Genomic DNA, 22,031 nt, shown 5'->3' on the forward strand with positions numbered 1-22,031 from the left:
TTTAACTGATCGGCATTACCCTATAGAGGGGTGATGTAAGCGGTTGAAATGCAAAGGTTATTTAATTGGCACAACTCCTGCAATCTCATTGTGAAGCGAAACGTTTTAAAGAAGTTACTTCAAGACAAATGTCAGAAAGGCGAAACAAGAATTATAAGGGCAGGGTCCAAATTATGAATACGCATTTAACGAAGCACGGTAAAAAGATCATACACGTTGTTCAACACCTCGCTCCCGGCGGATTAGAAACCCTAACGTTAGATTTGCTGCGCCTTACTAAACCAACAGACCAAGTGTTGATTGTCAGTTTAGAAGGGACAAAAGAAGACTCGATCAACAACTGGCCTAAATTAAAGCAGTATCAAAATCAAATCGTCTTTTTGGACAAAGCACCAGGCGTACAACTCAGTATCATCATCAAATTGATGAAAGCATTTAACGGTATTCGACCTGATGTTGTTCACACGCATCACATAGGCCCACTGCTCTACGCGGGTTACGCTGCCCGTGTAACTGGGGTTCCTACTCGAATTCATACCGAGCATGATGCTTGGCATTTGAAAAATAACAAACGTCGTCGCTTACAAGCCCTTGCATTGAATGCAGCTCAACCAACGTTAGTGGCCGATGCAACACGCGTTTACAATCAGTTACGTTGTGCGTTTTCATACAAAAACATCATCACGATTAAAAACGGCGTAGATTGTGAGAAGTTTAAACCGATGTCAAAAGCAGACGCGAGAGCAAAGCACAACCTACCAACCGACAAATACATCATTGGTTGTGCAGGGCGTTTAGAGCACGTGAAAGGTCAAGACCAGCTGATTAAGGCACTTGCTCTACTGCCATCAAACACCGTTGTCGCACTGGCTGGTGATGGTTCAAAACGCAATCAGCTAGAACAACTCACTGACCGCTTGAATCTCAGCGAACGTGTGATCTTTCTTGGCTTAGTGGATGACATGACCACCTTTTACGGAGCGCTGGATACCTTCTGCCTACCTTCACGCCACGAAGGGCTTCCTCTTTCTACACTCGAAGCCCAAGCATGTAACATTCCAACCGTCGCGATGAATGTCGGTGCGGTTGACGAAACCTTATGTCCCATCAGCAGTTCCCTCGTCAAAAGTGGCAGCATTGCCGGATTAGCCAGTGCGTTATTAGAAAAACAAAATGAACGCTTTTTGTCACCTCGTCGTTACGTTCTCGACAACTTCGATATCATCAAAATGGTTTCGTCTTACAACGATATCTCAGAAGGAGCTTACGCATGATCGATTGGTTACTTGCGGGACTTTGTTTGTTTTCAGGTGCGTTGATTGTCTATCATCACGCAGCCTACCCTTTGTTACTGCGTTGGTATGCGAAAAGTCACCCCGCACGCAAAGTTGAAGAGAGTCATCGTTGCTACAAAGAGGAGCAGCAAGATTGCACCTTGCCGACCATCACCGTTCTTATTCCTGCATTTAACGAAGAACAGTGGATCGCAGACAAGATTCGTAACCTTGCTTCACTCGATTACCCAAAAAAGAAGTTGGAAGTCATTATCGCTTGCGATGGTTGTACCGATAACACAGTCGCAATTGCTCAAATGACCATCCAAGAAGCAATGTGCAGTGATGTTTATTTTGAGATACATGACCATCAAGTAAACCGAGGTAAAGTCGCGGTTGTTAATGAAGAAGTGACACGTATAACCAGTGATATTACAGCGATGAGTGATGTCTCTGCCTTAATTTCATTGGACGCTTTGCTTATCGCCGCCGCTCATTTTGAAAGTGACAAGGTTGGCGTGGTAAACGCAACGTATCAGCTTTGCCCAACAGGTAACGAAGGTGAAAATACCTATTGGCAGTATCAAACCACCATTAAAGAGTCAGAAGCTTCATTAGGTTCGAGCTTAGGTTCTCATGGCGCTTTCTACTTGTTTAGAACACACCTGTTCGAACTGCTTCCACTCAACACTATTAATGATGATTTCATCCTACCGATGCGAATCGTTAAACAAGGTTACATCGCAGAATACGAAACACAAATGGTCGCACTGGAACTAGAAGAATCAAATTTAGAAACAGATTTCAAAAGAAGACTTCGTATTTCAGCGGGTAACATGCAACAAGCGATTCGATTGTTTGGCTTGTTCAGCCCGAAGTTCAAAGGCATCGCGTTTGCGTTCTTCTCAGGAAAAGGACTTCGTCTACTCACTCCATATTTAATGATTGTGTGCTTGGTGTGCTCAATCTTACTTAACAACTACTTGGTATTTGAAGCGCTGTTATGGGCTCAAGTTGCCGTTTATACCATTGGCGTACTTGGCTGCATCTTGCCAAAGCGTCTCGTAAACAAACCTATTTCGTTAATCTCTTATTTGATAGTTGGACACTATGCCAACTTCATTGGTGGCATTCGTTACCTAATCGGACTAGAAAACTCACCTTGGACACGAGCGAATCATTAAGGACTTATTATGATTAACATTGAACAGCTATCTACCCAAAACTTATACCAATACAAAATCTCTCGTGCTAAACGTACTTTCGATTTCGTGAGTTCACTGATTGCTTTGATTTTGCTAGCGCCAGTATTTCCATTGATTGCGATAGCTATTGTACTCACTTCTCGTGGCCCGATTTTCTACCGTCAACTGCGTGTTGGTAAATCGACACCGGAGAAAATGGAAATCTTTGAGATCATGAAATTCCGTAGTATGTACGAAGATGCAGAAACGCGTTCTGGTGCCGTTTGGGCTACGGCGAATGACCCACGAATCACACCCGTTGGCAGATTTTTAAGAAAGACGCGTCTTGATGAGTTGCCACAACTGATCAATGTATTGAAAGGTGAGATGTCTCTAATTGGCCCACGTCCTGAACGCCCTACTTTTTACACCAAACTAGAGAACGAAATCCCCTACTTTGCTGACCGCACATACGGCGTAATGCCCGGTATTACGGGACTAGCACAAGTAAATCAAGGTTATGATACCTGTATTGATGATGTACGTCGTAAAGTGGGCTTTGACCACAGTTATGCACTGAGTCTGTGCTCTATGAAATCTTGGATTGTGGCTGATCTCAGCATCATTTCTAAAACAATCATAGTAATGGTCGATGGACGTGGACAATAGGTGGGATGTGTTCGCGGTGATGGATGTTTTTTATAGTCTACTTAAGGATATGTAACTCTTAACGCTTGATAGAAAGTGGCGACCAAATTGCTTAACAATTGGTCGCCACTTTTAATTTATATTGAAGTGTTTATGCTTATTTAGTATCTAAAGCTTAAATTGACCAACAAGTTGGCTTAATTGCCCACCAGCCTGTTTAAGTTCATCCACAGCGGTACTTGATGTTTCACTCGATATCAGCAGTGAACTTACAATGTCACGTATAGTCACCAAGTTACGGTTTATCTCTTCCGTTACTGAGCTTTGCTCTGTTGCTGCAGTTGCTATATGGTCGGTCATTGCATTGATTGAGGCGACAGCGGTGCTAACATCATTTAAACCCGCTGAAATATCATTTGATGAAGTCACAACATCCTGACAAGTATTGCTACTTTCACCCATCGAAGAAACTGCTTGTTCAACCAACTTATGAAGTTCATCAAGCATGGTCTTAATCTCTAACGTACTACCTTGAGTTCTACTTGCAAGGTTACGTACTTCGTCTGCTACTACAGCAAAGCCTCGACCTTGCTCACCTGCTCGTGCGGCTTCGATTGCTGCGTTTAGTGCTAGTAAGTTAGTTTGTTCTGCAATCTCGCCAATAACCTGTAACACACCATCTATCTTTTTAGACTGGTCGTGGAGTGAATTCATGTGTTGACTTGTGGTCACTACATTCTGTTCTAAAGAGCCAATAGATTGTGTCGACTTTCGCACAAGGTTTTGAGCATTATGAGCGTCATTGTTAGCTTCATTCGTTGCACTAGCCACTTGATGAGCACTTTGTGCCACTTCGTTTGCTGTACTACTCATCTCAGTAACAGCTGTCACCACCTGCTCTGTCTCGTGGTTGTGCTCTTGAAGTTGATTACTTAGGTGAACCGTTTGGCTACTTATTTGGTCAGTGGCCGTCGTAACATTATTTGTAGCTTTCGAAACATCAGTAATAATATTGTGGAGCTTGCCGACAAACTGGTTAAATGCTTTACCTAATTGTCCAATTTCATCTGTACCCGACACATTAATTCGATGGGTAAGATCACCTTCACCATTCGCAATGTCGATAAAGGTATTAAGCATATCTTTGATTGGGGCAATCATGCGTGAAGCAACATAAGACATGATCAGACAAGTTAGGGCTACTAATGCAAGCGCAGTAATGACAATTGTTGAAATTTGCGTTTGCATACGCTCACTGGCTTCTTGACGGTAAACCTCTGTAGCCTTAGCAATGTCATCAATATACAGACCCGTTCCTAAGAACCAACCCGTTCCAGAAATAGGAGCAGCGTAAGCAATTTTTGGTTGAGGGACCGACGATCCTGGCTTGTCGTAAATGTATTCAATGAAACCACCACCTCTTGTCGCCTGTTCATGTAGGCGAACCGTGATTTTGATGCCATTCGGATCTTTTAAACCGCCGCCATCTTTACCTTCAAGTTGAGGCTTTAGACTGTGAACAATGTAGTGGTCATTTTCGTCGAACACAAAGAAGTATCCGCTACCATTAGAAAAACGCGCTTCTTTTAACGCGAATCTAACCGCTTCTTGCGCTTCTTGATCTGTACCAAAACGTCGAACTACATCTTCAACTACAGATTGAGCGATAGTAGCTGCATCTTCAATATTGTTCTTACGTTCATCGGTTAAGACCGTTTGGTAATCTTGAATTTCATATTCAAGAGCCGATAGTTGGGAGTTAATAACAATTACTAGGGTCACAATCGCAACCAACATCGCTGGTACAATTGCAGACAAAAGCATCTTCATTTTCATAGATAAATTATACATAAGTAGTCTCAAACATTATATTCGCGAAGATATTACATCATGCATACTTTTAAATAAACGCCGTACTTATTGATTGTATCGATGAGGTGATTTCGTTTTTCATTAAATCACCTGAGTACATATGTCTCATACACACCAATAGGTTATTAATTATTCGTTGTTTTTTCGATTTTATGTACTATTTGATATACGATAACTGTTGTCATCCAATACCCAAATTCGAAACCAACCCTATGAAAATCGAAGATCTTAAGTTGTTCACCACCGTTGTCGAACTGGGTAGTTTTACTGCCGCCGCTAATGCTCTTGACCTGCCGCGAGCTAACGTTAGCCGTAGAATTAACGACCTTGAGAAGTCTCTCGGCATTCAACTGTTCTTTAGAACCACACGAAGCCTCTCCTTAACCAAATCTGGCGAGCTCTATTACAAAGAACTACTCAATGCATTGAGTGCGCTCGACAAAGCAAACCATGTCGCTTCCAACCTGTCGGAGATTGCACACGGACAAATTAAGATCGGTCTATTGCCAGAAACCAGCGATATCATGCAGTCGACTCTGTTTAAATTCCAAGATATGTATCCTAAGGTTGAGCTTGATATTAGTAACGGCTTTGTCGACATGTACCGTCAAGGGTTAGACCTCGCTATGCATGGTGGTACGTTGAGCGACGCAAACGTGGTTGCCCGTAAAGTGATGGTTCTTCAACGTATTTTTGTCGCAAGCCCTGAATTTATTGAGAAACAAGGCAAGCCTTCAAGCCTAAGAGAGCTCACTAATTACCCATTTGTTTGCTTCAGGTGGCCAAGTGGGGACATCGATAAAGAATGGGACATCAAAGATCACACCATCAAAGTAGAACCTTCGGTCGTCAGTGACAGCATTGGCTTTGTTAAAGGCGGTGTTATTCGACATAGAGGTATCGCGTTGTTACCAGAACTTTTGGTGCGACATCAGCTCAAAGACGGTAGCTTGATTAACCTATTCCCCGACGACAATCTTCAAAAAGAAGAAGCATGGTTGCTCTACCCTCAGCGTAAAGCGTTAAGCCATTCAGCACAGCTTTTGATTGATTTTCTATTACAAGAACTTCCAAAACTCTAACTATTGTAATGATTATTGTGACAGTGTTTCACGAGCAGGCTAGATTATCCTAACGAAATAGAAAGATAGAATCGCTTCATAAATTCAAGAGGAGCAATCCATGAAGCCTATCTTTCAACATTCATCTATTTTTCAACGTTCGTCTACCTTTCAACAGACACCTATATTCAAATATACAGTCATTGCACTAAGCTTAACCGCCCTGTTTGGCTGTAATGACTCTGAGGCGACTGCGCCTCAAAAACAAGCTCGACCAATTCAAGTGATTCAACTTGAGCCTCTTTCACATACGGCTGAAAAGTCTTTTACTGGCAAGATACAATCATCGGAAACGGCTGGCGTTGCGTTTCGTGTGCCTGGCACTATTCAAAATATGATGGTCTCTGTTGGTGATTCAGTAAAAAAAGGGCAACCACTTGCGCAGTTAGACCCTCATGACTATCAAGTCGCGTTAGAAGAGTTACAAGCACGAGCCCTTGAAGCTAAATCTGCACACAAATTGGCGACATCCGAACTTGTACGCGTAAAACAAGCCATCGCTGATAATGCGATTGCCGATGTTAACTTAGACCGTGCAATCAGCGGATACGAGCGAAGTGAAGCGGCGGTTAAAGTCGTAGAACAGAATATACGCCGTGCGAAAGATTCGATTCGTTATACCCAATTGCTCGCCCCTTTCGATGGTGTGGTTGCGGCATCCAATTTTGACCAGTACGAACAAGTAATGCCGGGCATCTCGGTGTTCACAATCCACAATCCAGATAAACTTGAAGTTAAAATTCAAGTACCTGAAAATTTGATTCATGAGTTCAAACCAAATCAAAGTTCTGTCATAGATTGGTATGGTTCAGAGACTAAACTAATTGGTTATGCCGCTGAAATTTCGACGTCACCTCACCCAATCAAGCAGACCTATGCGGTTACTTACCATGTCGACTCCACTGACAAATCGGCATTACCAGGAAAAGCGGTCACATTGACGACTCAACTTGGAGAAGCGAGCAGTAATTTCTGTTTGCCCTATTCTGCGTTAGTCAACCAAACGGGTATCGAGCAAGTATTCACGGTTAAAAATGAACAAGCTCATGGCGTGACTGTGGATGTGATTTCTATGTCCGAAAATACTGTGTGTGTTGAATCGACGCTCAACGATGGCGACTTCGTGGTCGTGAGTGGCGCGCAATACGTGGTGGAAGGACAATACTTCTCCAATATTCAAGTTAAAAGCCTGTAGGTGAACCATGATGAATCTAGCTGATTTTGCAATCAAACAACGCACCTTCATCCTGTTTTTCACTGCACTGAGTGTCATCGCAGGCCTGTTTTCTTATTTTGAGCTTGGAAAACTTGAAGACCCAAGCTTCACCATAAAAACGGCCGTCGTTGTAACGCTCTACCCTGGCGCTTCTGCGGAAGAAGTGGAACAGCAAGTTACTGATACCGTCGAAACTAAACTGCAAGAGATGGGATCATTAAACCGACTTCGTTCACTGTCTCGCCCTGGCATGTCGATGGTGTTTGTCGATCTCAAAGAGTCTCTTAATTCAAAGGCACTTCCTCAAGAGTGGGATTTGTTGCGTCGCAAAGTCTCTGACATGAAGCTGTTATTGCCTTCGACTGCACAGATCAGTGTCGTACAAGACGAGTTCTCTGAAGTCTACGGCATGCTTTTCTCTATCCACAGTAAAGATGCATCTCCTGCTGAACTAAGACGTTACGCAGAAGAGTTGCAACGTCGAATTAAAACTGTCGATGGTATTAAGAAGATCGAATTACACGGTGTTCAACCACGTGTTGTTCATATCGACATCCCAGATGAAAGGTTAGCGCAATACGGCCTATCTATCACACAAGTTTGGTCGCAGCTGAATACGCAAAACATGGCGTTTGATGCCGGTAAGTTTTCAGCAGGAACTGAACGAATCCGAGTTCAACAGTCGAGTGAGTTTGGCTCATTAGAAGACATCAAAAGCCTGATGATCAAAGGCGGCGTGAGTGAATTAGGAACCAGCTTAATCCGCTTAGGCGATATTGCAGACGTCACAATGGGCTACCAAGAGCCAATGATGACAGAGAACCGCTACAATGGCGTACCAGCAGTCACATTAGCGATGAGCCCAGTCACCGGCGTAAACGTGGTATCACTTGGTGATGAAATCAATCAAATCGTCAGCGATTTTCAAGCAACCCTGCCGTTAGGTGTTGATATCGCGACAGTTGCTAACCAGCCGGAAGAAGTTCAGAAATCGATCGACAACTTCGTGAGTAACTTGCTAGAGAGTGTCGCGATTGTATTCATCGTCCTGTCTATATTCATGGGGCTAAAAAGCGCAACCATTGTCGGCTCAAGCTTACTGCTGACTATCTTGCTGACGCTTATCTACATGAACATCGCGTCAATCGATTTACACCGAGTTTCGCTAGGTACCTTCATTCTTGCGCTCGGCATGTTGGTGGATAACGCCATTGTCATCACCGATATGATGATTGTGAAAATCAACAAAGGCATCGACCGAACCAAAGCCGCAATTGATTCTGTTAAAGAGACCGCTACACCACTCTTTGGCGCGACAGTCATTGCTATCATGGGTGCGAGCCCTGTTATCTTTTCAAAAACCGATGCCGCTGAGTTCGCAAGCTCAGTATTCCTAATTATCGCCTCTTCATTGTTGTTGTCATGGTTTGTCGCAATGACCTTCACAGCTTTGATGTGTTGGTTCTTCATCAAGCCAACTAAGCAAGCTGACAACACCAAAGTGAGCTTATACCGTAAGAGCGTAAACTGGACGGTAGATAATCCACTCAAAGCACTGACGGGGCTTATTCCGCTGATCTTGGTTACTGCATTGGCTATCCCGAATATTGCCGTTAACTTTATTCCACAAGCCGACAGACCCATTCTGTTCTTAGATTACTGGCTGCCCAATGGCGCCAAAGTTGAACAGACCTCAGAAGACATGAAGCGTATCGAACAATGGTTGTTAGAGCAGCCGGAAGTCGAGAGTATTTCAACGTACGTTGGTGCTGGCGCTCCTCGTTTCTCAGTGACCATTGAGCCAGAGCCGTTTGACTCTGCTTACGGTCAGATCTTGATTAACGCGACCGATTTCCCTTCACTCAGCCCGCTGATTGCGCGTGGCGACAAATGGTTAATGGAAGAGTTTCCAAACGCCGATCCTCGCTTTAGAAGCTTAAAGCTTGCGACTTCGGATAAATTCAGTGTTGAAGCGCGTTTTTCAGGCCCAGATATCGAGGTACTGCACGGCTTATCTGAACAAGCGAAAGCTATCTTTGCTCGACACCCAGACACCAAGTACGTTCGTGACGACTGGCGTCAAAAGAGCAAAGTGCTAGAACCTGTCATCAACCAAGACAAGATGCGTCTTGCAGGCATTAACCGTGCAGATATTGCATTCGCGATGAAACGCGCGTCAGAAGGCATGCCGCTGGGTCGTATGAACTTAAACGACGAACTGGTGACGATTCAACTGCGTGGTACAGAAAGCTCGATTCAATCGCTAGAAACTTTGCCGGTACGTTCTTTATTGGGCATCCACAGCGTTCCACTAGGTCAAGTCATTGACGGGTTTGAGCTTAGCAGCGAAGAGACCATGATTTGGCGTCGCGACCGAGTAAAAACCATCACAGCACAAGCTGGCGTTGGTCGCTACACCACACCTGCAGCAGTGAGAGACTCAGTTAAAGAACAAATAGAATCCATTCACCTTCCACACGGTTACCACTTGGAATGGGGTGGCGAATATTACGACGAGCATAAAGCGGTCAGCGATATTCTTAAACAGCTACCTAAAGCGATGTTGTTGATGGTGATCATCCTAGTTGCGATGTTTAACGGCTTCAAACAGCCAGTGATCATCTTCACCACCCTACCGCTTGCGGCGACGGGTGCAACGTTCAGCTTGTTGCTGTTGGATAAACCGTTCGGCTTCATGGCGCTGATTGGCGCGGTAACCTTGACAGGTATGATCATCAAGAACGGCATCGTGTTGATGGACCAGATCGAGCTTGAACGTAAAGACGGTCGCTCACTGTCAGACGCAATTAAAGAAGCAACCGTGAACCGTACTATGGCGATCTCGATGGGTGCACTCACCACAGCACTTGGCATGATCCCGTTGCTTAGTGATCTGCTGTTTGATCAGATGGCGGCGACCATTATCGGTGGCTTGGCTGCGGCAACCGTGTTGTCTCTGTTTGTAATGCCTGCGCTGTACAAGCTCTTCTATCGAACTGAAGAAAAAAAGACAGTGGCTGAAGCCATTAAAGATGCTGTAGTTGTACTCGATGCAACGCCTCAGTCTACAAACAGCGGCACTCCAATCTCATTCAGCAAGGAGCAATAAACATGTATCCATTAACTAAGTTTAAAGTGGCTCCTATTGCTCTTGCCTTGTTGCTGACAGGTTGTGCGGCTGGCCCTGATTACGATGAACCGCAAACGACTATGGCTGAGACCTTCTTATATAGCCAAGGTGATGTGAACCAAGATGGCGTGAGCCAAAACGAACAGCACAACCATTGGTGGACACAGTTCAATGATCCAACGCTCAATCAGTTAGTGGCTGATGTTCAAAGCCAGAACATCCCACTTAAACTGGCCGCCGAGCGAATCAACATGGCGAACTCATACAAAAGCGTTGTTGAATCATTCAAAGTCCCGACCATCAATGTCGGCGGTGGTTATTACAACTACCAACTGAGTGAAAACGACTCCTTACTCGGCCAGGTATTTGGCGCCTCTGATGCGGTTGAATCAGCAACGGGGATGTCGCTGCTGGAAGCGCAACACGATGGTGGGTTCTTAGGTGCAAGCATCGCATGGGAAATGGACTTGTTTGGACGTATCGATAAGCAATCCAACGCGGCGACGATTCGAGTTGAACAAGCCGAGATATTCCAATCCGGTTTGAACACCTTGATCACTGCCGATGTCATTCACAACTACCTGCAATATCGTGGTGCTCAAGAGCGAAAAGCGATCGCACTAGAGAACATTTCCGACCAAAAGCAGACTTTAGAACTGGTCACCAAAGTGGTTCGCAGTGGCTACGGCTCGGAGTTAGATCTTGCTCAAGCCAAAGCCATGCTTGCCGCGACTGAATCCATTGTTCCTCAACTTGAAATCGCAGAGCAAGTTCACAAACAACGTATGGCAGTGTTGTTAGGCGAATCACTTACGAACGTGAACCAACGTTTAGCGGGTGAATTTACGTTACCGAGAATGAAGGATGTGATTCCTACAGGCTTACCTTCTGACTTGTTAGAACAACGCCCAGACATCCGAATTGCAGAGCGTGAAATGGCAGCCATTAACGAAGAACTCGGCGCAAGCATTGCCAATCGCTATCCAAAATTCTTCCTAACGGGTACGCCAGGAGTGACAGCCGGAAGTTTTGATGATCTATTCAGTAGCGATTCATTCGGTTGGGCGGCATCTGCTGGCATCAGTTGGAATGTGTTCGATGGTGGCCGAGGCGAAGCCTTGGTGGAGATGAACGAAGCAAGGTTCCGTTCTGCAGCGCTTAACTACCAACACTCGGTAGACAGCGCCTTTGCAGAAGTCGATTCAAGCTTGTTTGCCTATGGCCGTAGCCAAGAGAACCAAAAGCGCATCGATGAAGCCACCCTCGCCGTCGATAACGCGGTGAACAAAGCTAAGTCGCTATACAAAGCAGGTCTAGTCGATTACTTGTCGGTGTTAGACGCACAAAGACAACAAAAAGCGATGCAAGATCGCCAAGTGGCCGCCAAGCTTCAAACCGCCAACACCACAATTGCGGTGTATAAAGCCTTAGGTGGCGATTGGAAAGTAACAAACGAGACGCAGAGTGTCGAATTAGCCCACGTTAACTAGATTCTCTGTTCTCAGCTGAACGATGCAATAAGCATAATAAAAAATACCGCCGTTGATTACGGCGGTATTTTTATGAACTCGTTAACTGGCTAATAAGTTGACCAACAAGATAATCCATTACTTTGTATCGTTACGCTTCGCCCACTCTTGTAAGGCATCACCCATAGTCAATCCTGTCGCATTGTTCATCCACTGCATAAAATCACGGTCAAATTTAAACTCTTCACCAAGCTTGGACTTAAAATATCGACGCACGTTCTGAGTCGTTTTGTAGCTGTCCGTAATGACAGTACTGTCATCAATCTGATTCTTGTGCCAATCAACCTTTTTCATGGTTTAATCTCTTCCTGTCATCTCAATGCATGAATTATGCGTTTCGAGGGCCAAACATAATAATCGCCATACCGAGTAGTGCCACCGAGCCACCAACCAAATCCCACGTTGTCGGCTTTTCGCCATCAACAAGCCACAGCCATATCAGGGCAACAGAAATATACACACCGCCATAGGCCGCATAAACACGCCCTGTCGCGGTAGGATGAAGCGTCAATAACCAAGCAAACAACGCGAGACTTATCGCAGCAGGAATCAATAACCAAATGCTCTTATCTTCTCTTAACCAAAGATAAGGTAGGTAACACCCTACAATCTCGGCGACCGCCGTAAGTACAAATAGACCGACCGTTTTAAATTCAATCACAACTTACCTTTATCTGTTTAAATGAGAATACACTCTTAATACTTAAGCTTTGCTAATACCTTGGCTTTGTTAATCCCTAAGCTCTGTTAACGCCTAACTCCGTCACCACTTAAGCCCAATCAAACCAAGCCTTCACTAAACGCATGTTCAGTATTTATTGATATTTCCAGAGCTTATCTGTTTGATAAACTTTCGTCATTCACTACAAGAGTGAGCGACACATGATTCATATATCCCAAGTACTAACGTTAGTCGAAAAGCAGCTTAAGTACTTACAACCTAAAGAAGCCGTGCACTTTAAAACGTACAAAAGAGACCGTGGCTTTCTGCTTTATTGCCTTGGTGACACACAATTTCAGATCATTGAAACGGGTTATCACAACCATACATTTACTGGTGATGTAGCAAGTACTCGAAAACACGTTAAGAAAGTTTTGAAACGAGAGTTTCCTAGAAGCAATAAGGTTTGGGTTGAGTACTATCAAGCTGTCGATGATCCACCCAGCGTCAACAGTTCCCACACACCACAGATGCCCCTATTTTAGTTTCAATGGAACATAACGCTGGTTGGACAAACGCTATTTTGGCGCTTCTGACTCTGTAAAGTTGGTTTTAAAAGTGAAGGCATACGGCGTATCACCGATTTCTCTGAGGTGTTCAAGTCGCTCTATCGCTTCTTCGAGTGTGGGAATATGCTCTTCTTCAATCCACCAAAGAACATAAGTATCTTCAGGTAAACGATGAAACCAGTCCCCCTTTCGACGCATAAAATCACGGTGATGTGTGCGGAACATGAAGTTCTTTAACGAATCCACAGAATCCCACACCGACATGTTCACAATCATATTAGGATCATCGAAAGCTTGGATATTGGTGGCGTCACCAGATTCATCTTTCAGACGCCAAACAAACCCTTCACTGCTTTCTGCGATTCCATTAACCAACTCTAAGTTATCGACAAACTCTTTGATTTCAGGCGCATCTAACGGGTATTTCGCCAGAGCGATATTTAACTGAGCTAATTTCATAATGTTTCTTCCTTGATAAATTATGAGTAAAACACTTCGGATACACTTAACCTTCTAAGCCCCCGCTTTTATAACGAATCGAAATACTCACGACTAGAAGTAATCTGGTATTCGTCCATCAAACTCAAAAGAGTCGCTTGAAATATACATACAATCTGAGCCTACTATGCCCACAAAGCCAAGCCTATTATAAAATTGATGCTCAATGTCGCTGTGTAGGTATAAAGCCTTACAAGTATGACGAGTGAATAACTCCGTTTTTACCAAGTTGATCAATTCAGACGCATAGCCTTGGTGTCGTAATTCTTGAGGCGTAGCCACAGAGCCAATACCGAAACATCCTTTTGCAAGGCCAAACATGTCACTGTAAACGATAAGAGACGACACGACTCTATCCTTCTCGATTAGCACATACCAAGTGCCAGATAAGTACTTTTCACTGTTACGACAACCTGTTACGTAATCGTCTAACGTCAAGCCATCACCCCAAACATCGAAGCCCATTGTATAAATGGTATCTAACTCGTGAAGATCTGCTTTTCTTACGTGCATTACTTTAAATATCCTGAATCAACTAACCCATGTAATACCACATTACCGAGACAACGACGGCCACTCATAAACTTACAGATACGAGGCAAACTAAAGAACCGTCACGCCTTCAACTTCAATTACTGAGTTAACATTAGCGCGTTCGATTATCTTGAGTAACGTCGTTTGGATTAGTTCATTATCTCGGATTTCGGTTTCACAAGAAAAACGCTCTTCTTGGACACCATCGCTCTCACCCAGCATAAATTGAACTGCGACTTCCGTTGCGAGATCTTTGGTCGCCCCGTAATACGCTAACGTGATTTTTGGGTATCCGTTGTCGCCTTTTTTAACCTGCTTTGCGATGCGTTTTTTAGCTTTATCTAAATTCATACAACTTCCTTTTAAGACTGAAATACAAGGTGACTAGAACACCTTTTTAAACGGTAAGCAATACAATCAGCGTTGGTTATCGAGTTTCCCTAGCCTCTTGATACTAATCAAGATGGTACAGTCTTAGCGCTTTAAAGAGTGATAGCTAGAACACAGATAACCGGTTTAAGAAATATAATGACAGCGCGTAAGAGTTACGCGCCAAGAAGCGGTAGATGTTTTCGTTGTTGATAAGTTAAGGCTAACTCTAAGCACTGCTTGATTGGTGCTTTGGGAAGTGGTTCAGTTAGGTTCAAGACGATTGCCCGATTACCTTGAAATGCCAGTTTGCCATCGTGCAATTCTCTGAATGTGTCGATTAGCTTTGTTTGACAGTTAAAAAACAAGAAATAGTTGTTTGGCGATTTCAATTTCCAGTCGATTCGAATTGGGCTACCCGTCTTAACGCTGTAACTCGGCTCGCCCCATTTCAGAGACTCTTCGACTTCACCTAATTCCAAATCAGAGCAAAGCTCAAAGATTAACGAACGCAACTCTTCAAGCCGAGTTCGAACATCATCAGGATACTCGTCGAAATGTGTTTTGAGTGCTTTGTCCATTGAACCTCCGATCCACTTGTTACGATATTAAGGGGCTGCTAACTCAAACTATGCTTGGCTACATACCTTTTTGAGCTTCCTGTTGAACCCAAGTACCATTTTCGTTTGAAGTGGGAACCTCAAACCAAGACCAAAACAGATCTAACATTTCAGGTGTCATTTCATAAGACTTACCATTGAGTTCCGAGTTACGATTAAATGCTCTCTGCTTGCAAGTCTCAAAGGGAACATCAAGGTAGTGAACTTCGCTGTCCACACCTAGGTTTGATGCCCAGCTTGTAAAAGAATCCCGATCAGACTTACGCCAAAAACCAAAGTCAAAAATCACCGGAACACCCAAGGAAAAGAGCTGCATTGCAGACTCCTTGAATAAACCTTGTAACGTAGCCAGCCGGCGATCAAAAACTTCACGCTCCATATGCTCGCCATACAAAGGAATCATCCACTCATCAATCGAGAAACGAAAGGCGCCATGCTTTTCTGCAAGCGCTTTCGAGTAAGTTGTCTTACCCGAACCAATAAAGCCACACACGAAATAGATTTTAGTCATGATGCCCCTTTTGCTTATAGGTAGAGTTGCCGTGTAAAAGCGCTGACACCAAGCTTAAGCACTAACATAAGCTTTAGGATGCCAAGTGTCATAATTCATTCTTAAAAGCGTTCTTACCCGGAACTTCTCGTGCATAGTGTCATCATTGTTTCAGACACAGACTGTCCTTCTATAAGATAACAATCTGGGACTTCTCCAATCACTTCGAAACCACATTTCAAATACAAATTTTTTGCAGGAAGATTATTCGTGAGAACATTGAGATCTAACCAATCGATACTTGGGCTCTCGTTACAAAACTCAGTCACGCACTTAATCAGTTCTACACCCAACCCCTGCTTTCTTAGGCTTGAATCAACACCCATGCCCAGAAGCACACGATGAAACTTGTACTCTTCACTATAATGACGTAAGTCGATATGACCAAACACTCGTTCATTAGAGTCTTTGATTACCCAGAGCTTTCTCCAACCATGTTCACCAAGGCTTGCCTCAAAACCATTTCGAAACTTGTCTTTAAATCGTTCTGAAACTACACAACTATCTTTAGAGATCGGTTGGAAAAGTGGAGAGTTATCATCCGCATTCTCAAGAAGCTGTGCTCCTATGTATTCGAAAAAGGATTCTAAATCTGACAAAGCGGCTTCCGATATTCTCATGTAATCTCCTTCTTGCGCATGATTCTTTCTTTTAGAAGTGTTCCAATACTGCTAACTACAAACGTAAAAGCAAACGCCACCATTGGCCGATAGAAATCAAACGCACCATCTGTAAGAAAAAAGTACTGATGAATGGCAACACCAAAGCCAACCCCTAATGCCAGCTTCAAGTTCTTGAAAAGTCGTTGTTTCATGTTCATTCCCCCGCCGTAAAAATTTGGTGTATAGATATGAGCAGTGCCAACTAATTTGAACTTAATCCAATGAAAACTCTAGGTTTGGGCCGCCCCATTGATAATTCAATTTATCTGAATCTATCCAACAAATAAGTAGGCCATAGTCTTCCTTTTCAAATGATCTAAGTCCCATATATCCCTCTTAGGTTATAGCGCTAAGAGGTTATAGCGTTAAGTTCGTTGCTGATGGTCACGCAACGCGTTTTTAATTTTTTTCATTGCTACGTAAGTTATTGGAGTGCACTTTTCTGGCAATTCGTCGAGGTTGAACCAACGCAACTCTCGACACAAGTTAGGTTCTGCGTTCTCTATTTTGCCAACCCAATCAAAACATAGGTAAAAGTAATGACGAATCGGCAAACTAGGGTCAACCAATTCAGCCGCTAAATTCAATTCATTAGTGCTAACCGAAGTTTCCTCCAAAGCTTCGCGTTCTGCTGCGTCTAGAGGAGATTCACCGTCCTCTATGCGTCCAGAAGGAAAGCCCCAATACTGGTCAAACGCTTCAGTATTTTGGCGGAAGGCGAGCAATAACTGATTTCTAGAGACAAAGACAAGTTGAACTACATTTTTCATTTATATGAATCTTCCTTTGGAAAACAATACTCACGTTGAGGGGGCTACAAACGCTTGCAATACTGTAAGCTAAACTGGTAAGCATTAGAGTCTCCCTTAAACTGGTTGCTGTGCCTATAGTTATACCTTGTCTGCAAAGTAGGCCATGATCTCTTCGGTGGTCATTTCCTTAGTTTCATTGGAAAAGCAATAGTAACCAGGTCGCATGTCACTAAAATATTGCATATCCATTTCCAACCCTTCCAAATTTGGAAACAAGCCCACTGGCATATTGTACTCGCCTGTTTCTTTGAATTTAAAAAATAAGTGGGTTCCACATTTTCTGCAGAAACCTCGTGAAGCCCAAGAAGAAGATTTGTACATCTTTACTTTATCTTCACCTTCCAGTTTCACTTGAGTACCACATTTCAAAGCAAAGAACGGAGCACCACCCCAAGTTCGACATGACTGACAATGGCAAACTGTAAACTTAGGATCGATGATTTTAGCTGTGACTTTGACAGAACCACAAAGGCAATTAGCCTCAGAATAATACATTGAAAGAGCTCCTAGATTGATGAAACATACACGCTGCCCTATTGGTGAGCAACGCAATAACTAAGCTGCTAAAAGGAACCTTAATAACTAAGACCAATGCACAGTGAAAATGCCAAGCATTGAGAATCGGTTCTAGGCGCTTTTTCCTCTGCATTTTTTTGCAATAACTAAACCATGATTACTGCTACCAAGCAATGAAACCTCGGAGCATGTCGACAAATGATACTTAAACCATGATTGATACTGTTGCTCATTTAGTTGATTAACTTCCTGACCAATAAACCGAACGTACCCATCGGTTGCAATATGATTTTCGATACTAAATCCAGATTCAATTACCAAGCTTTCAATCTCTAAAGGCTTAGCAAAGTATCCCGTTCTAAAAAATGGATCTACATCGGGAGAAGAGACCAAGCCACTTTCATTCAATTCACTTAGAATATCAGGGGAAACTAAGCTACTGGACATTTTGGCAAGCAAACCCGCCACAAAGAAACGGCTGATATACGCTATCGCAACTACACCATTTGGTTTCAATATTCGATTTGCCTCTTTTAAAACTGCTTCTCGGCCTGACTTCGATTGTATGTGATAAAGCGGCCCCAATATTAAAACAACGTCTTGAGTACCGTTTTCAATAAAACTCACGTTAGTTGCATTTGCTTCGTGAACAACCAAATCTAAATTCTGGGTCTCAGCATTATATTTAAGTTGCTCGACTAATTCTGGAACTAACTCCACTGCTGTCACATCCATACCTTGTCGAACATAATGAAGTGAATAGCGACCAGTAGCCGCACCAAGCTCCGTCAAACGACCTGCTGATTCGAGATAAGACCCCAAAACATTAATTGTTGTATCAAATTCAATACGCGTTATGTTTTGAGAAAGTAGACGCTTCTCTTCGTCAAATTTCGCGTAGTAATCCATATACTCTTCTTGCACAACTCACTCCTATCCAGTTCACACCAAATGAAGTAAATGACAACGTTACAAATACACTCAAACTTGCCACCTAAATCACTCAAGCTAAACCGTGTTAAAAATACCAAGTGTTGGTAGTCTACTTAAGCACTTATTATTCGAATGTTACCTTTAGTGCCGCAGCTTGTTGCTCAAATAACCCATTGTCAGATTCAGCGGTAGACTTAGCTACATTTACCCATTGAACTCCTGTATCGTCAATATGACGAAACTCAATTTGTAATGCATATTTTGAACAATGAAGTAGACCAAATCCAAAGCCTACAAAAGTTAAGATAACAACTATGGCTTTAAGCCAAAGCGGGGTACTTTCAAGGCTTGGAACTGCTAGCCAAACTGCTCCAGAGAAGACAAATAGCCAAAATATTATTTGCCCCACATTGTCGAGCAAACCGAGTTTTTTAACTCTCACATCATTAATTTTTGATAAAGGGTACGAATCTTTTTTGAAGCTAAACTCTTTTTGGCTTAGTTGAAAATCTGTTTCCTTGTACATTATTTACTCCATTCGTATGACGCCAAATTAAGGTATGAACAACGCTAGCACCTTACTTACACCATAGTGCAATCGTCATTAAACTTACTGAAATGATGATGCCAAGCGTTGTGAATCACTTTTAAAGTTCTTATATGTGGTCAGTTGACCTATGCGATCACGCAATAAGCTAAAGGGAATAAACTAGCGAGTAAAAAACGACCACCTAACCCGGTACTTTCAAGCTTAGTTACAACAGTATGTTTAGAAGAGTTATTTTCAATCAAACTACTTGCAGCTACACCCGCCACATTACTTGGATCGCTGTAACCTACTTTGTGCCCCGAAAAAGAGAAGATGCTGCCGAGCCCAATAAGTAGGAGCATTGAGTAAAAGGCGTAGTCACTCAAGAACTGGGTTGCTAAAGAACCTGTCAACCGTTCGAACAAATAAACAAAACCAAGAGATAGAAAGTTTGACGTAACTACAAATGACATTAACTTGTTCATTATATTTATCTTTTCCTCATTGTTACAAAACGCAAAGCTAAGGTGTGATCAAGGAAATACTGAATCTTGAGTGGACAACCTTAAACACAAACGTAACGCAAAACGAAAATGCTAAGTGTTAGCTGCTTGCTTTAGCAACTTTCGATATGAATTTATACAGCGCACAGATGATTTAAAGGAGCCCAAGCTAATTCTTCCGAATTACCTAATTTATAACTCCAGATCCAGCCGTTTAATTCATGTTCCTTTACTAGAATGTCACCAACTATCAAACGGTGTTCCTTGGCAAAATAGTCCTCAAGTACGGTTACTTCACTGTTATTTACAGCTAATATGTGTTTTGGAACCCAGCCTTCTTTATTTTCTCCTCGGCAAAAAATCCAACTTTCCCAATCACCTTCTGGGTTGGATTCTTCTACAAACTGCAATTTTTCACCTTTTACGATTCGAATAGGTAATTCTGGGTCATCCTTATAATTTTTAACGACGTTGTATTCCATAGCTTATTTCTGCTCCATTTACATAACGTTAAGCTGTGAGTGAACGTGTGCCCAAATTGGACCGAAGCGAGAATAGTATGCTTTCACGAATCATACTTAAGCGCCTTGTTAAGTTTTCACCAACATAGTTCATATGAACCGTTTCTGTTTTCAATTGCCAGATCTGAAAAGCTATTAACAATTAGATCAGCTAAAGCTAATTCAGATTCTTTATGACTAGTTAATATAGCAACAGTAAAACACCCTGCTTCTTTAGCTGATTTGACACCCGCTGGCGAATCTTCAAAGGCCACACAGCTCATCGCATTCAAACCTAGATTTTCAGCGGCAAGCACAAATGGTTCTGGGTGTGGCTTACCGATACTAACATCTTCACCACATATCATAATCTCAGGTAACTCAAACCCGGATGCACGTAAACTTGTCTCAGCCACATTTCTTGGACCACTCGTTGCGATTGCCCACGAACACTTAGGTATGGTTTTTACAAAACTCAGTGCTCCATCAATTTCAGTAGCTGATTCCATTGCTTTTATTGCGATTTTTTTAACTACGTTTTCTTCACTCGCATTTGCATATTGAAAACCTACTAATTCTAAAGTTTCGCTAATTTTTCTGCCGTGAACGTGTGGATGTACTATTGAAAACTCAACTCCTTTTTGCACTGCCCACTCTTTCCAAATATTATTTATAACCAGTGTGGTGTTTACAAGAGTTGCATCTACATCAAATATAAAACCATTGCATGAATATCTATTTATCAAACCTATTCCTTAAATGTGAAAATACGAACGTGGAAATGAAACATAACGCCTTTAGGTACTTCCAACAACCAACGCCTAGCCGAGAGAGTTAGCACACGCTGTTTGGACAATCTCTTGAAACTCTCGGACCGTTACCTTGCCTTTAATTTTTGGCTCAAACTCTTCTTCATCGAAATAAACGATCGGGTCGACTACATCTTCGTCTTTAAGATCAACTCCAATAGCCTCTTCCATATTAACAACTACAGTTATGAGATCTAAAACATCAGTATCAAAGTTTTGATCATAAAATGTACCATCAATAGCAATTTCATCCACACGAACATCGAAAGCCTTAGCCATTGCATTTAATACTTTATCGTCTACTACATCACAGCCATTACCCCAAACGAAATTTGAATACGTGATTGCTAACACTGAACAGAACACAAGTTGGGGATATTTCATATTTTCCTCTTTGATGCTTAACACCCAATTAAGTAGCTAACAGCCCCGCCAATACGCAGAATTAACAAGGAGAGCTAACACCTTGTTAAGGGGTGAACAACGTAATACCAAAGATGCCGGACACCACCTTAATCACTAAAATGAAGGCTTAGTAAAAATGCCATGCATTGTGAATCACTCTTTAGTAGTCTGTCATGTGCTTGATTGAACCTTATTGATTTTTAGCCAAAACGACTCTTGGCATTGATTAGTAAAGTTCTTTTTCTTGGGCGCTATATTTAAAGCGCTCGGTTGTTCTGTTACTTCATATGAAATCCAACACTCCTCGCAAACTGCGCCCGTTACGCGTCCGGATAATTCACGCTCAGTTAGCTTTTTTATAGCAACGCCATTGTTAAACTTTACGAACAAATCACTGTTTTCCATGAGAATGCCATCTTCTTCGGAAGTCTGTTTGTTTATTACTTTCTCTACTATCGACAGGCCATCAGGCTCATTCTTCATCGCCGATATATATGTGAACAAATTATTCATGACACCTACCTATTCGAGACTATCTGGCACATAACGCCTTGCTAAGGTTTGAGCAACGAAACACAAAATTACCA

The 22,031-nt window shown here is 42.7% G+C and carries 27 protein-coding genes; 8 read left to right on the plus strand and 19 right to left on the minus strand.

Annotation, left to right across the window (positions count from 1 at the left end; genetic code table 11):
* Positions 1-173 precede the first annotated feature (173 nt).
* From AB4180_RS21980 to AB4180_RS21990, 3 genes are read left to right on the plus strand one after another with little or no spacing between them, the layout of a single operon-like run.
* The gene (locus AB4180_RS21980) at positions 174-1,274 is read left to right on the plus strand and encodes a glycosyltransferase (protein WP_102249954.1); all 1,101 of its coding nucleotides are present in this window, start codon (positions 174-176) and stop codon (positions 1,272-1,274) included.
* The gene (locus AB4180_RS21985; protein ID WP_102249955.1) at positions 1,271-2,458 is read left to right on the plus strand and encodes a glycosyltransferase family 2 protein; all 1,188 of its coding nucleotides are present in this window, start codon (positions 1,271-1,273) and stop codon (positions 2,456-2,458) included. Before AB4180_RS21980 ends, AB4180_RS21985 begins: the two co-directional genes overlap by 4 nt.
* 9 nt (positions 2,459-2,467) lie before the next feature.
* Positions 2,468-3,127 (plus strand): sugar transferase, encoded by a 660-nt coding sequence (locus tag AB4180_RS21990; RefSeq protein WP_102249956.1) that lies wholly within the window; start codon positions 2,468-2,470, stop codon positions 3,125-3,127.
* A gap of 147 nt (positions 3,128-3,274) precedes the next feature.
* Here AB4180_RS21990 and AB4180_RS21995 read toward each other — a convergent pair whose 3' ends face one another.
* Positions 3,275-4,957 carry a methyl-accepting chemotaxis protein gene (locus AB4180_RS21995; protein WP_102249957.1) on the minus strand — a complete coding sequence of 561 codons (1,683 nt, stop codon included), beginning with the start codon at positions 4,955-4,957 and terminating at the stop codon, positions 3,275-3,277.
* 233 nt (positions 4,958-5,190) lie between these two features.
* Between AB4180_RS21995 and AB4180_RS22000 the strand changes: the two genes are divergently transcribed.
* From AB4180_RS22000 to AB4180_RS22015, 4 genes are all read left to right on the plus strand, one after another.
* Positions 5,191-6,060, plus strand: coding sequence for a LysR family transcriptional regulator (locus AB4180_RS22000; RefSeq protein ID WP_102249958.1), 870 nt, complete (start codon positions 5,191-5,193; stop codon positions 6,058-6,060).
* A gap of 100 nt (positions 6,061-6,160) precedes the next feature.
* Positions 6,161-7,294 carry an efflux RND transporter periplasmic adaptor subunit gene (locus AB4180_RS22005; protein WP_102249959.1) on the plus strand — a complete coding sequence of 378 codons (1,134 nt, stop codon included), beginning with the start codon at positions 6,161-6,163 and terminating at the stop codon, positions 7,292-7,294.
* A gap of 10 nt (positions 7,295-7,304) precedes the next feature.
* Entirely contained in the window at positions 7,305-10,424 is a 3,120-nt protein-coding gene (locus tag AB4180_RS22010) for an efflux RND transporter permease subunit (protein ID WP_198592263.1), read from the plus strand.
* 2 nt (positions 10,425-10,426) lie between these two features.
* Positions 10,427-11,935 carry an efflux transporter outer membrane subunit gene (locus tag AB4180_RS22015; RefSeq protein ID WP_102249961.1) on the plus strand — a complete coding sequence of 503 codons (1,509 nt, stop codon included), beginning with the start codon at positions 10,427-10,429 and terminating at the stop codon, positions 11,933-11,935.
* Between the two features lie 117 nt (positions 11,936-12,052).
* On the opposite strand, the gene AB4180_RS22020 is transcribed toward AB4180_RS22015, so the two are convergent.
* Complete coding sequence (locus tag AB4180_RS22020; protein WP_004733815.1) at positions 12,053-12,268, minus strand: DUF6434 domain-containing protein; 216 nt, start codon at positions 12,266-12,268, stop codon at positions 12,053-12,055.
* Between the two features lie 34 nt (positions 12,269-12,302).
* A complete protein-coding gene (locus AB4180_RS22025) occupies positions 12,303-12,635 on the minus strand; it encodes a YnfA family protein (protein WP_004733816.1) in 333 nt (110 codons plus the stop codon).
* 221 nt (positions 12,636-12,856) lie between these two features.
* On the opposite strand from AB4180_RS22025, the gene AB4180_RS22030 reads away from it, so the two are divergent.
* Complete coding sequence (locus AB4180_RS22030) at positions 12,857-13,180, plus strand: hypothetical protein (protein ID WP_102249962.1); 324 nt, start codon at positions 12,857-12,859, stop codon at positions 13,178-13,180.
* Between the two features lie 33 nt (positions 13,181-13,213).
* Here the strand turns inward: AB4180_RS22030 and AB4180_RS22035 are convergent, their stop codons facing one another.
* The 16 genes from AB4180_RS22035 to AB4180_RS22110 all read right to left on the minus strand — a co-directional run bounded on the left by AB4180_RS22035 (position 13,214) and on the right by AB4180_RS22110 (position 21,957).
* On the minus strand, positions 13,214-13,663 hold the full coding sequence (locus tag AB4180_RS22035; RefSeq protein ID WP_102249963.1) for a DUF3291 domain-containing protein: 450 nt from the start codon (positions 13,661-13,663) through the stop codon (positions 13,214-13,216).
* 93 nt (positions 13,664-13,756) lie between these two features.
* A complete protein-coding gene (locus tag AB4180_RS22040) occupies positions 13,757-14,215 on the minus strand; it encodes a GNAT family N-acetyltransferase (protein ID WP_102249964.1) in 459 nt (152 codons plus the stop codon).
* A gap of 90 nt (positions 14,216-14,305) precedes the next feature.
* Positions 14,306-14,587 carry a hypothetical protein gene (locus AB4180_RS22045; RefSeq protein ID WP_086049389.1) on the minus strand — a complete coding sequence of 94 codons (282 nt, stop codon included), beginning with the start codon at positions 14,585-14,587 and terminating at the stop codon, positions 14,306-14,308.
* A 194-nt stretch (positions 14,588-14,781) separates the two neighbouring features.
* Complete coding sequence (locus AB4180_RS22050; RefSeq protein WP_017087939.1) at positions 14,782-15,186, minus strand: DUF1801 domain-containing protein; 405 nt, start codon at positions 15,184-15,186, stop codon at positions 14,782-14,784.
* A gap of 58 nt (positions 15,187-15,244) precedes the next feature.
* Positions 15,245-15,736, minus strand: a complete 492-nt coding sequence (locus tag AB4180_RS22055; protein ID WP_102249965.1) for an ATP-binding protein — start codon at positions 15,734-15,736, stop codon at positions 15,245-15,247.
* Between the two features lie 113 nt (positions 15,737-15,849).
* A complete protein-coding gene (locus AB4180_RS22060) occupies positions 15,850-16,395 on the minus strand; it encodes a GNAT family N-acetyltransferase (RefSeq protein WP_102249966.1) in 546 nt (181 codons plus the stop codon).
* On the minus strand, positions 16,392-16,589 hold the full coding sequence (locus AB4180_RS22065; RefSeq protein WP_102249980.1) for a hypothetical protein: 198 nt from the start codon (positions 16,587-16,589) through the stop codon (positions 16,392-16,394). The genes AB4180_RS22060 and AB4180_RS22065 overlap by 4 nt, the downstream gene beginning before the upstream one ends.
* Positions 16,590-16,802: 213 nt before the next feature.
* Positions 16,803-17,207: an NUDIX domain-containing protein gene (locus AB4180_RS22070; protein WP_102249967.1), complete on the minus strand. Its 405-nt coding sequence runs from the start codon at positions 17,205-17,207 to the stop codon at positions 16,803-16,805.
* Positions 17,208-17,327: 120 nt separating this feature from the next.
* Positions 17,328-17,744 carry a GFA family protein gene (locus AB4180_RS22075; protein ID WP_017083687.1) on the minus strand — a complete coding sequence of 139 codons (417 nt, stop codon included), beginning with the start codon at positions 17,742-17,744 and terminating at the stop codon, positions 17,328-17,330.
* A 132-nt stretch (positions 17,745-17,876) separates the two neighbouring features.
* Positions 17,877-18,689, minus strand: a complete 813-nt coding sequence (locus tag AB4180_RS22080; RefSeq protein ID WP_102249968.1) for a class I SAM-dependent methyltransferase — start codon at positions 18,687-18,689, stop codon at positions 17,877-17,879.
* Between the two features lie 133 nt (positions 18,690-18,822).
* The gene (locus AB4180_RS22085; protein ID WP_102249969.1) at positions 18,823-19,224 is read right to left on the minus strand and encodes a hypothetical protein; all 402 of its coding nucleotides are present in this window, start codon (positions 19,222-19,224) and stop codon (positions 18,823-18,825) included.
* 149 nt (positions 19,225-19,373) lie between these two features.
* Complete coding sequence (locus AB4180_RS22090; RefSeq protein WP_102249970.1) at positions 19,374-19,712, minus strand: hypothetical protein; 339 nt, start codon at positions 19,710-19,712, stop codon at positions 19,374-19,376.
* Positions 19,713-19,864: 152 nt separating this feature from the next.
* The gene (locus tag AB4180_RS22095; RefSeq protein ID WP_102249971.1) at positions 19,865-20,212 is read right to left on the minus strand and encodes an SH3 domain-containing protein; all 348 of its coding nucleotides are present in this window, start codon (positions 20,210-20,212) and stop codon (positions 19,865-19,867) included.
* A 116-nt stretch (positions 20,213-20,328) separates the two neighbouring features.
* Positions 20,329-20,973: an HAD-IA family hydrolase gene (locus tag AB4180_RS22100; protein WP_054547792.1), complete on the minus strand. Its 645-nt coding sequence runs from the start codon at positions 20,971-20,973 to the stop codon at positions 20,329-20,331.
* A 78-nt stretch (positions 20,974-21,051) separates the two neighbouring features.
* A complete protein-coding gene (locus AB4180_RS22105) occupies positions 21,052-21,423 on the minus strand; it encodes an acyl carrier protein (RefSeq protein ID WP_102249972.1) in 372 nt (123 codons plus the stop codon).
* A gap of 192 nt (positions 21,424-21,615) precedes the next feature.
* Positions 21,616-21,957, minus strand: a complete 342-nt coding sequence (locus tag AB4180_RS22110; RefSeq protein ID WP_029224560.1) for a hypothetical protein — start codon at positions 21,955-21,957, stop codon at positions 21,616-21,618.
* Positions 21,958-22,031 lie beyond the last annotated feature (74 nt).

Origin of the sequence: Vibrio sp. 10N.286.49.C3, from assembly GCF_041469545.1 — a bacterium.
GTDB lineage: Bacteria > Pseudomonadota > Gammaproteobacteria > Enterobacterales > Vibrionaceae > Vibrio > Vibrio tasmaniensis_A.

Bases quoted from the DNA above. Each gene is read 5' to 3' on its own strand.
- AB4180_RS21980 (WP_102249954.1), top strand. From the start codon at position 174: ATGAATACGCATTTAACGAAGCACGGTAAAAAGATCATACACGTTGTT.
- AB4180_RS21985 (WP_102249955.1), top strand. From the start codon at position 1,271: ATGATCGATTGGTTACTTGCGGGACTTTGTTTGTTTTCAGGTGCGTTG.
- AB4180_RS21990 (WP_102249956.1), top strand. From the start codon at position 2,468: ATGATTAACATTGAACAGCTATCTACCCAAAACTTATACCAATACAAA.
- AB4180_RS21995 (WP_102249957.1), bottom strand. From the start codon at position 4,957: ATGTATAATTTATCTATGAAAATGAAGATGCTTTTGTCTGCAATTGTA.
- AB4180_RS22000 (WP_102249958.1), top strand. From the start codon at position 5,191: ATGAAAATCGAAGATCTTAAGTTGTTCACCACCGTTGTCGAACTGGGT.
- AB4180_RS22005 (WP_102249959.1), top strand. From the start codon at position 6,161: ATGAAGCCTATCTTTCAACATTCATCTATTTTTCAACGTTCGTCTACC.
- AB4180_RS22010 (WP_198592263.1), top strand. From the start codon at position 7,305: ATGAATCTAGCTGATTTTGCAATCAAACAACGCACCTTCATCCTGTTT.
- AB4180_RS22015 (WP_102249961.1), top strand. From the start codon at position 10,427: ATGTATCCATTAACTAAGTTTAAAGTGGCTCCTATTGCTCTTGCCTTG.
- AB4180_RS22020 (WP_004733815.1), bottom strand. From the start codon at position 12,268: ATGAAAAAGGTTGATTGGCACAAGAATCAGATTGATGACAGTACTGTC.
- AB4180_RS22030 (WP_102249962.1), top strand. From the start codon at position 12,857: ATGATTCATATATCCCAAGTACTAACGTTAGTCGAAAAGCAGCTTAAG.
- AB4180_RS22035 (WP_102249963.1), bottom strand. From the start codon at position 13,663: ATGAAATTAGCTCAGTTAAATATCGCTCTGGCGAAATACCCGTTAGAT.
- AB4180_RS22040 (WP_102249964.1), bottom strand. From the start codon at position 14,215: ATGCACGTAAGAAAAGCAGATCTTCACGAGTTAGATACCATTTATACA.
- AB4180_RS22045 (WP_086049389.1), bottom strand. From the start codon at position 14,587: ATGAATTTAGATAAAGCTAAAAAACGCATCGCAAAGCAGGTTAAAAAA.
- AB4180_RS22050 (WP_017087939.1), bottom strand. From the start codon at position 15,186: ATGGACAAAGCACTCAAAACACATTTCGACGAGTATCCTGATGATGTT.
- AB4180_RS22055 (WP_102249965.1), bottom strand. From the start codon at position 15,736: ATGACTAAAATCTATTTCGTGTGTGGCTTTATTGGTTCGGGTAAGACA.
- AB4180_RS22060 (WP_102249966.1), bottom strand. From the start codon at position 16,395: ATGAGAATATCGGAAGCCGCTTTGTCAGATTTAGAATCCTTTTTCGAA.
- AB4180_RS22065 (WP_102249980.1), bottom strand. From the start codon at position 16,589: ATGAAACAACGACTTTTCAAGAACTTGAAGCTGGCATTAGGGGTTGGC.
- AB4180_RS22070 (WP_102249967.1), bottom strand. From the start codon at position 17,207: ATGAAAAATGTAGTTCAACTTGTCTTTGTCTCTAGAAATCAGTTATTG.
- AB4180_RS22075 (WP_017083687.1), bottom strand. From the start codon at position 17,744: ATGTATTATTCTGAGGCTAATTGCCTTTGTGGTTCTGTCAAAGTCACA.
- AB4180_RS22085 (WP_102249969.1), bottom strand. From the start codon at position 19,224: ATGTACAAGGAAACAGATTTTCAACTAAGCCAAAAAGAGTTTAGCTTC.
- AB4180_RS22090 (WP_102249970.1), bottom strand. From the start codon at position 19,712: ATGAACAAGTTAATGTCATTTGTAGTTACGTCAAACTTTCTATCTCTT.
- AB4180_RS22095 (WP_102249971.1), bottom strand. From the start codon at position 20,212: ATGGAATACAACGTCGTTAAAAATTATAAGGATGACCCAGAATTACCT.
- AB4180_RS22105 (WP_102249972.1), bottom strand. From the start codon at position 21,423: ATGAAATATCCCCAACTTGTGTTCTGTTCAGTGTTAGCAATCACGTAT.
- AB4180_RS22110 (WP_029224560.1), bottom strand. From the start codon at position 21,957: ATGAATAATTTGTTCACATATATATCGGCGATGAAGAATGAGCCTGAT.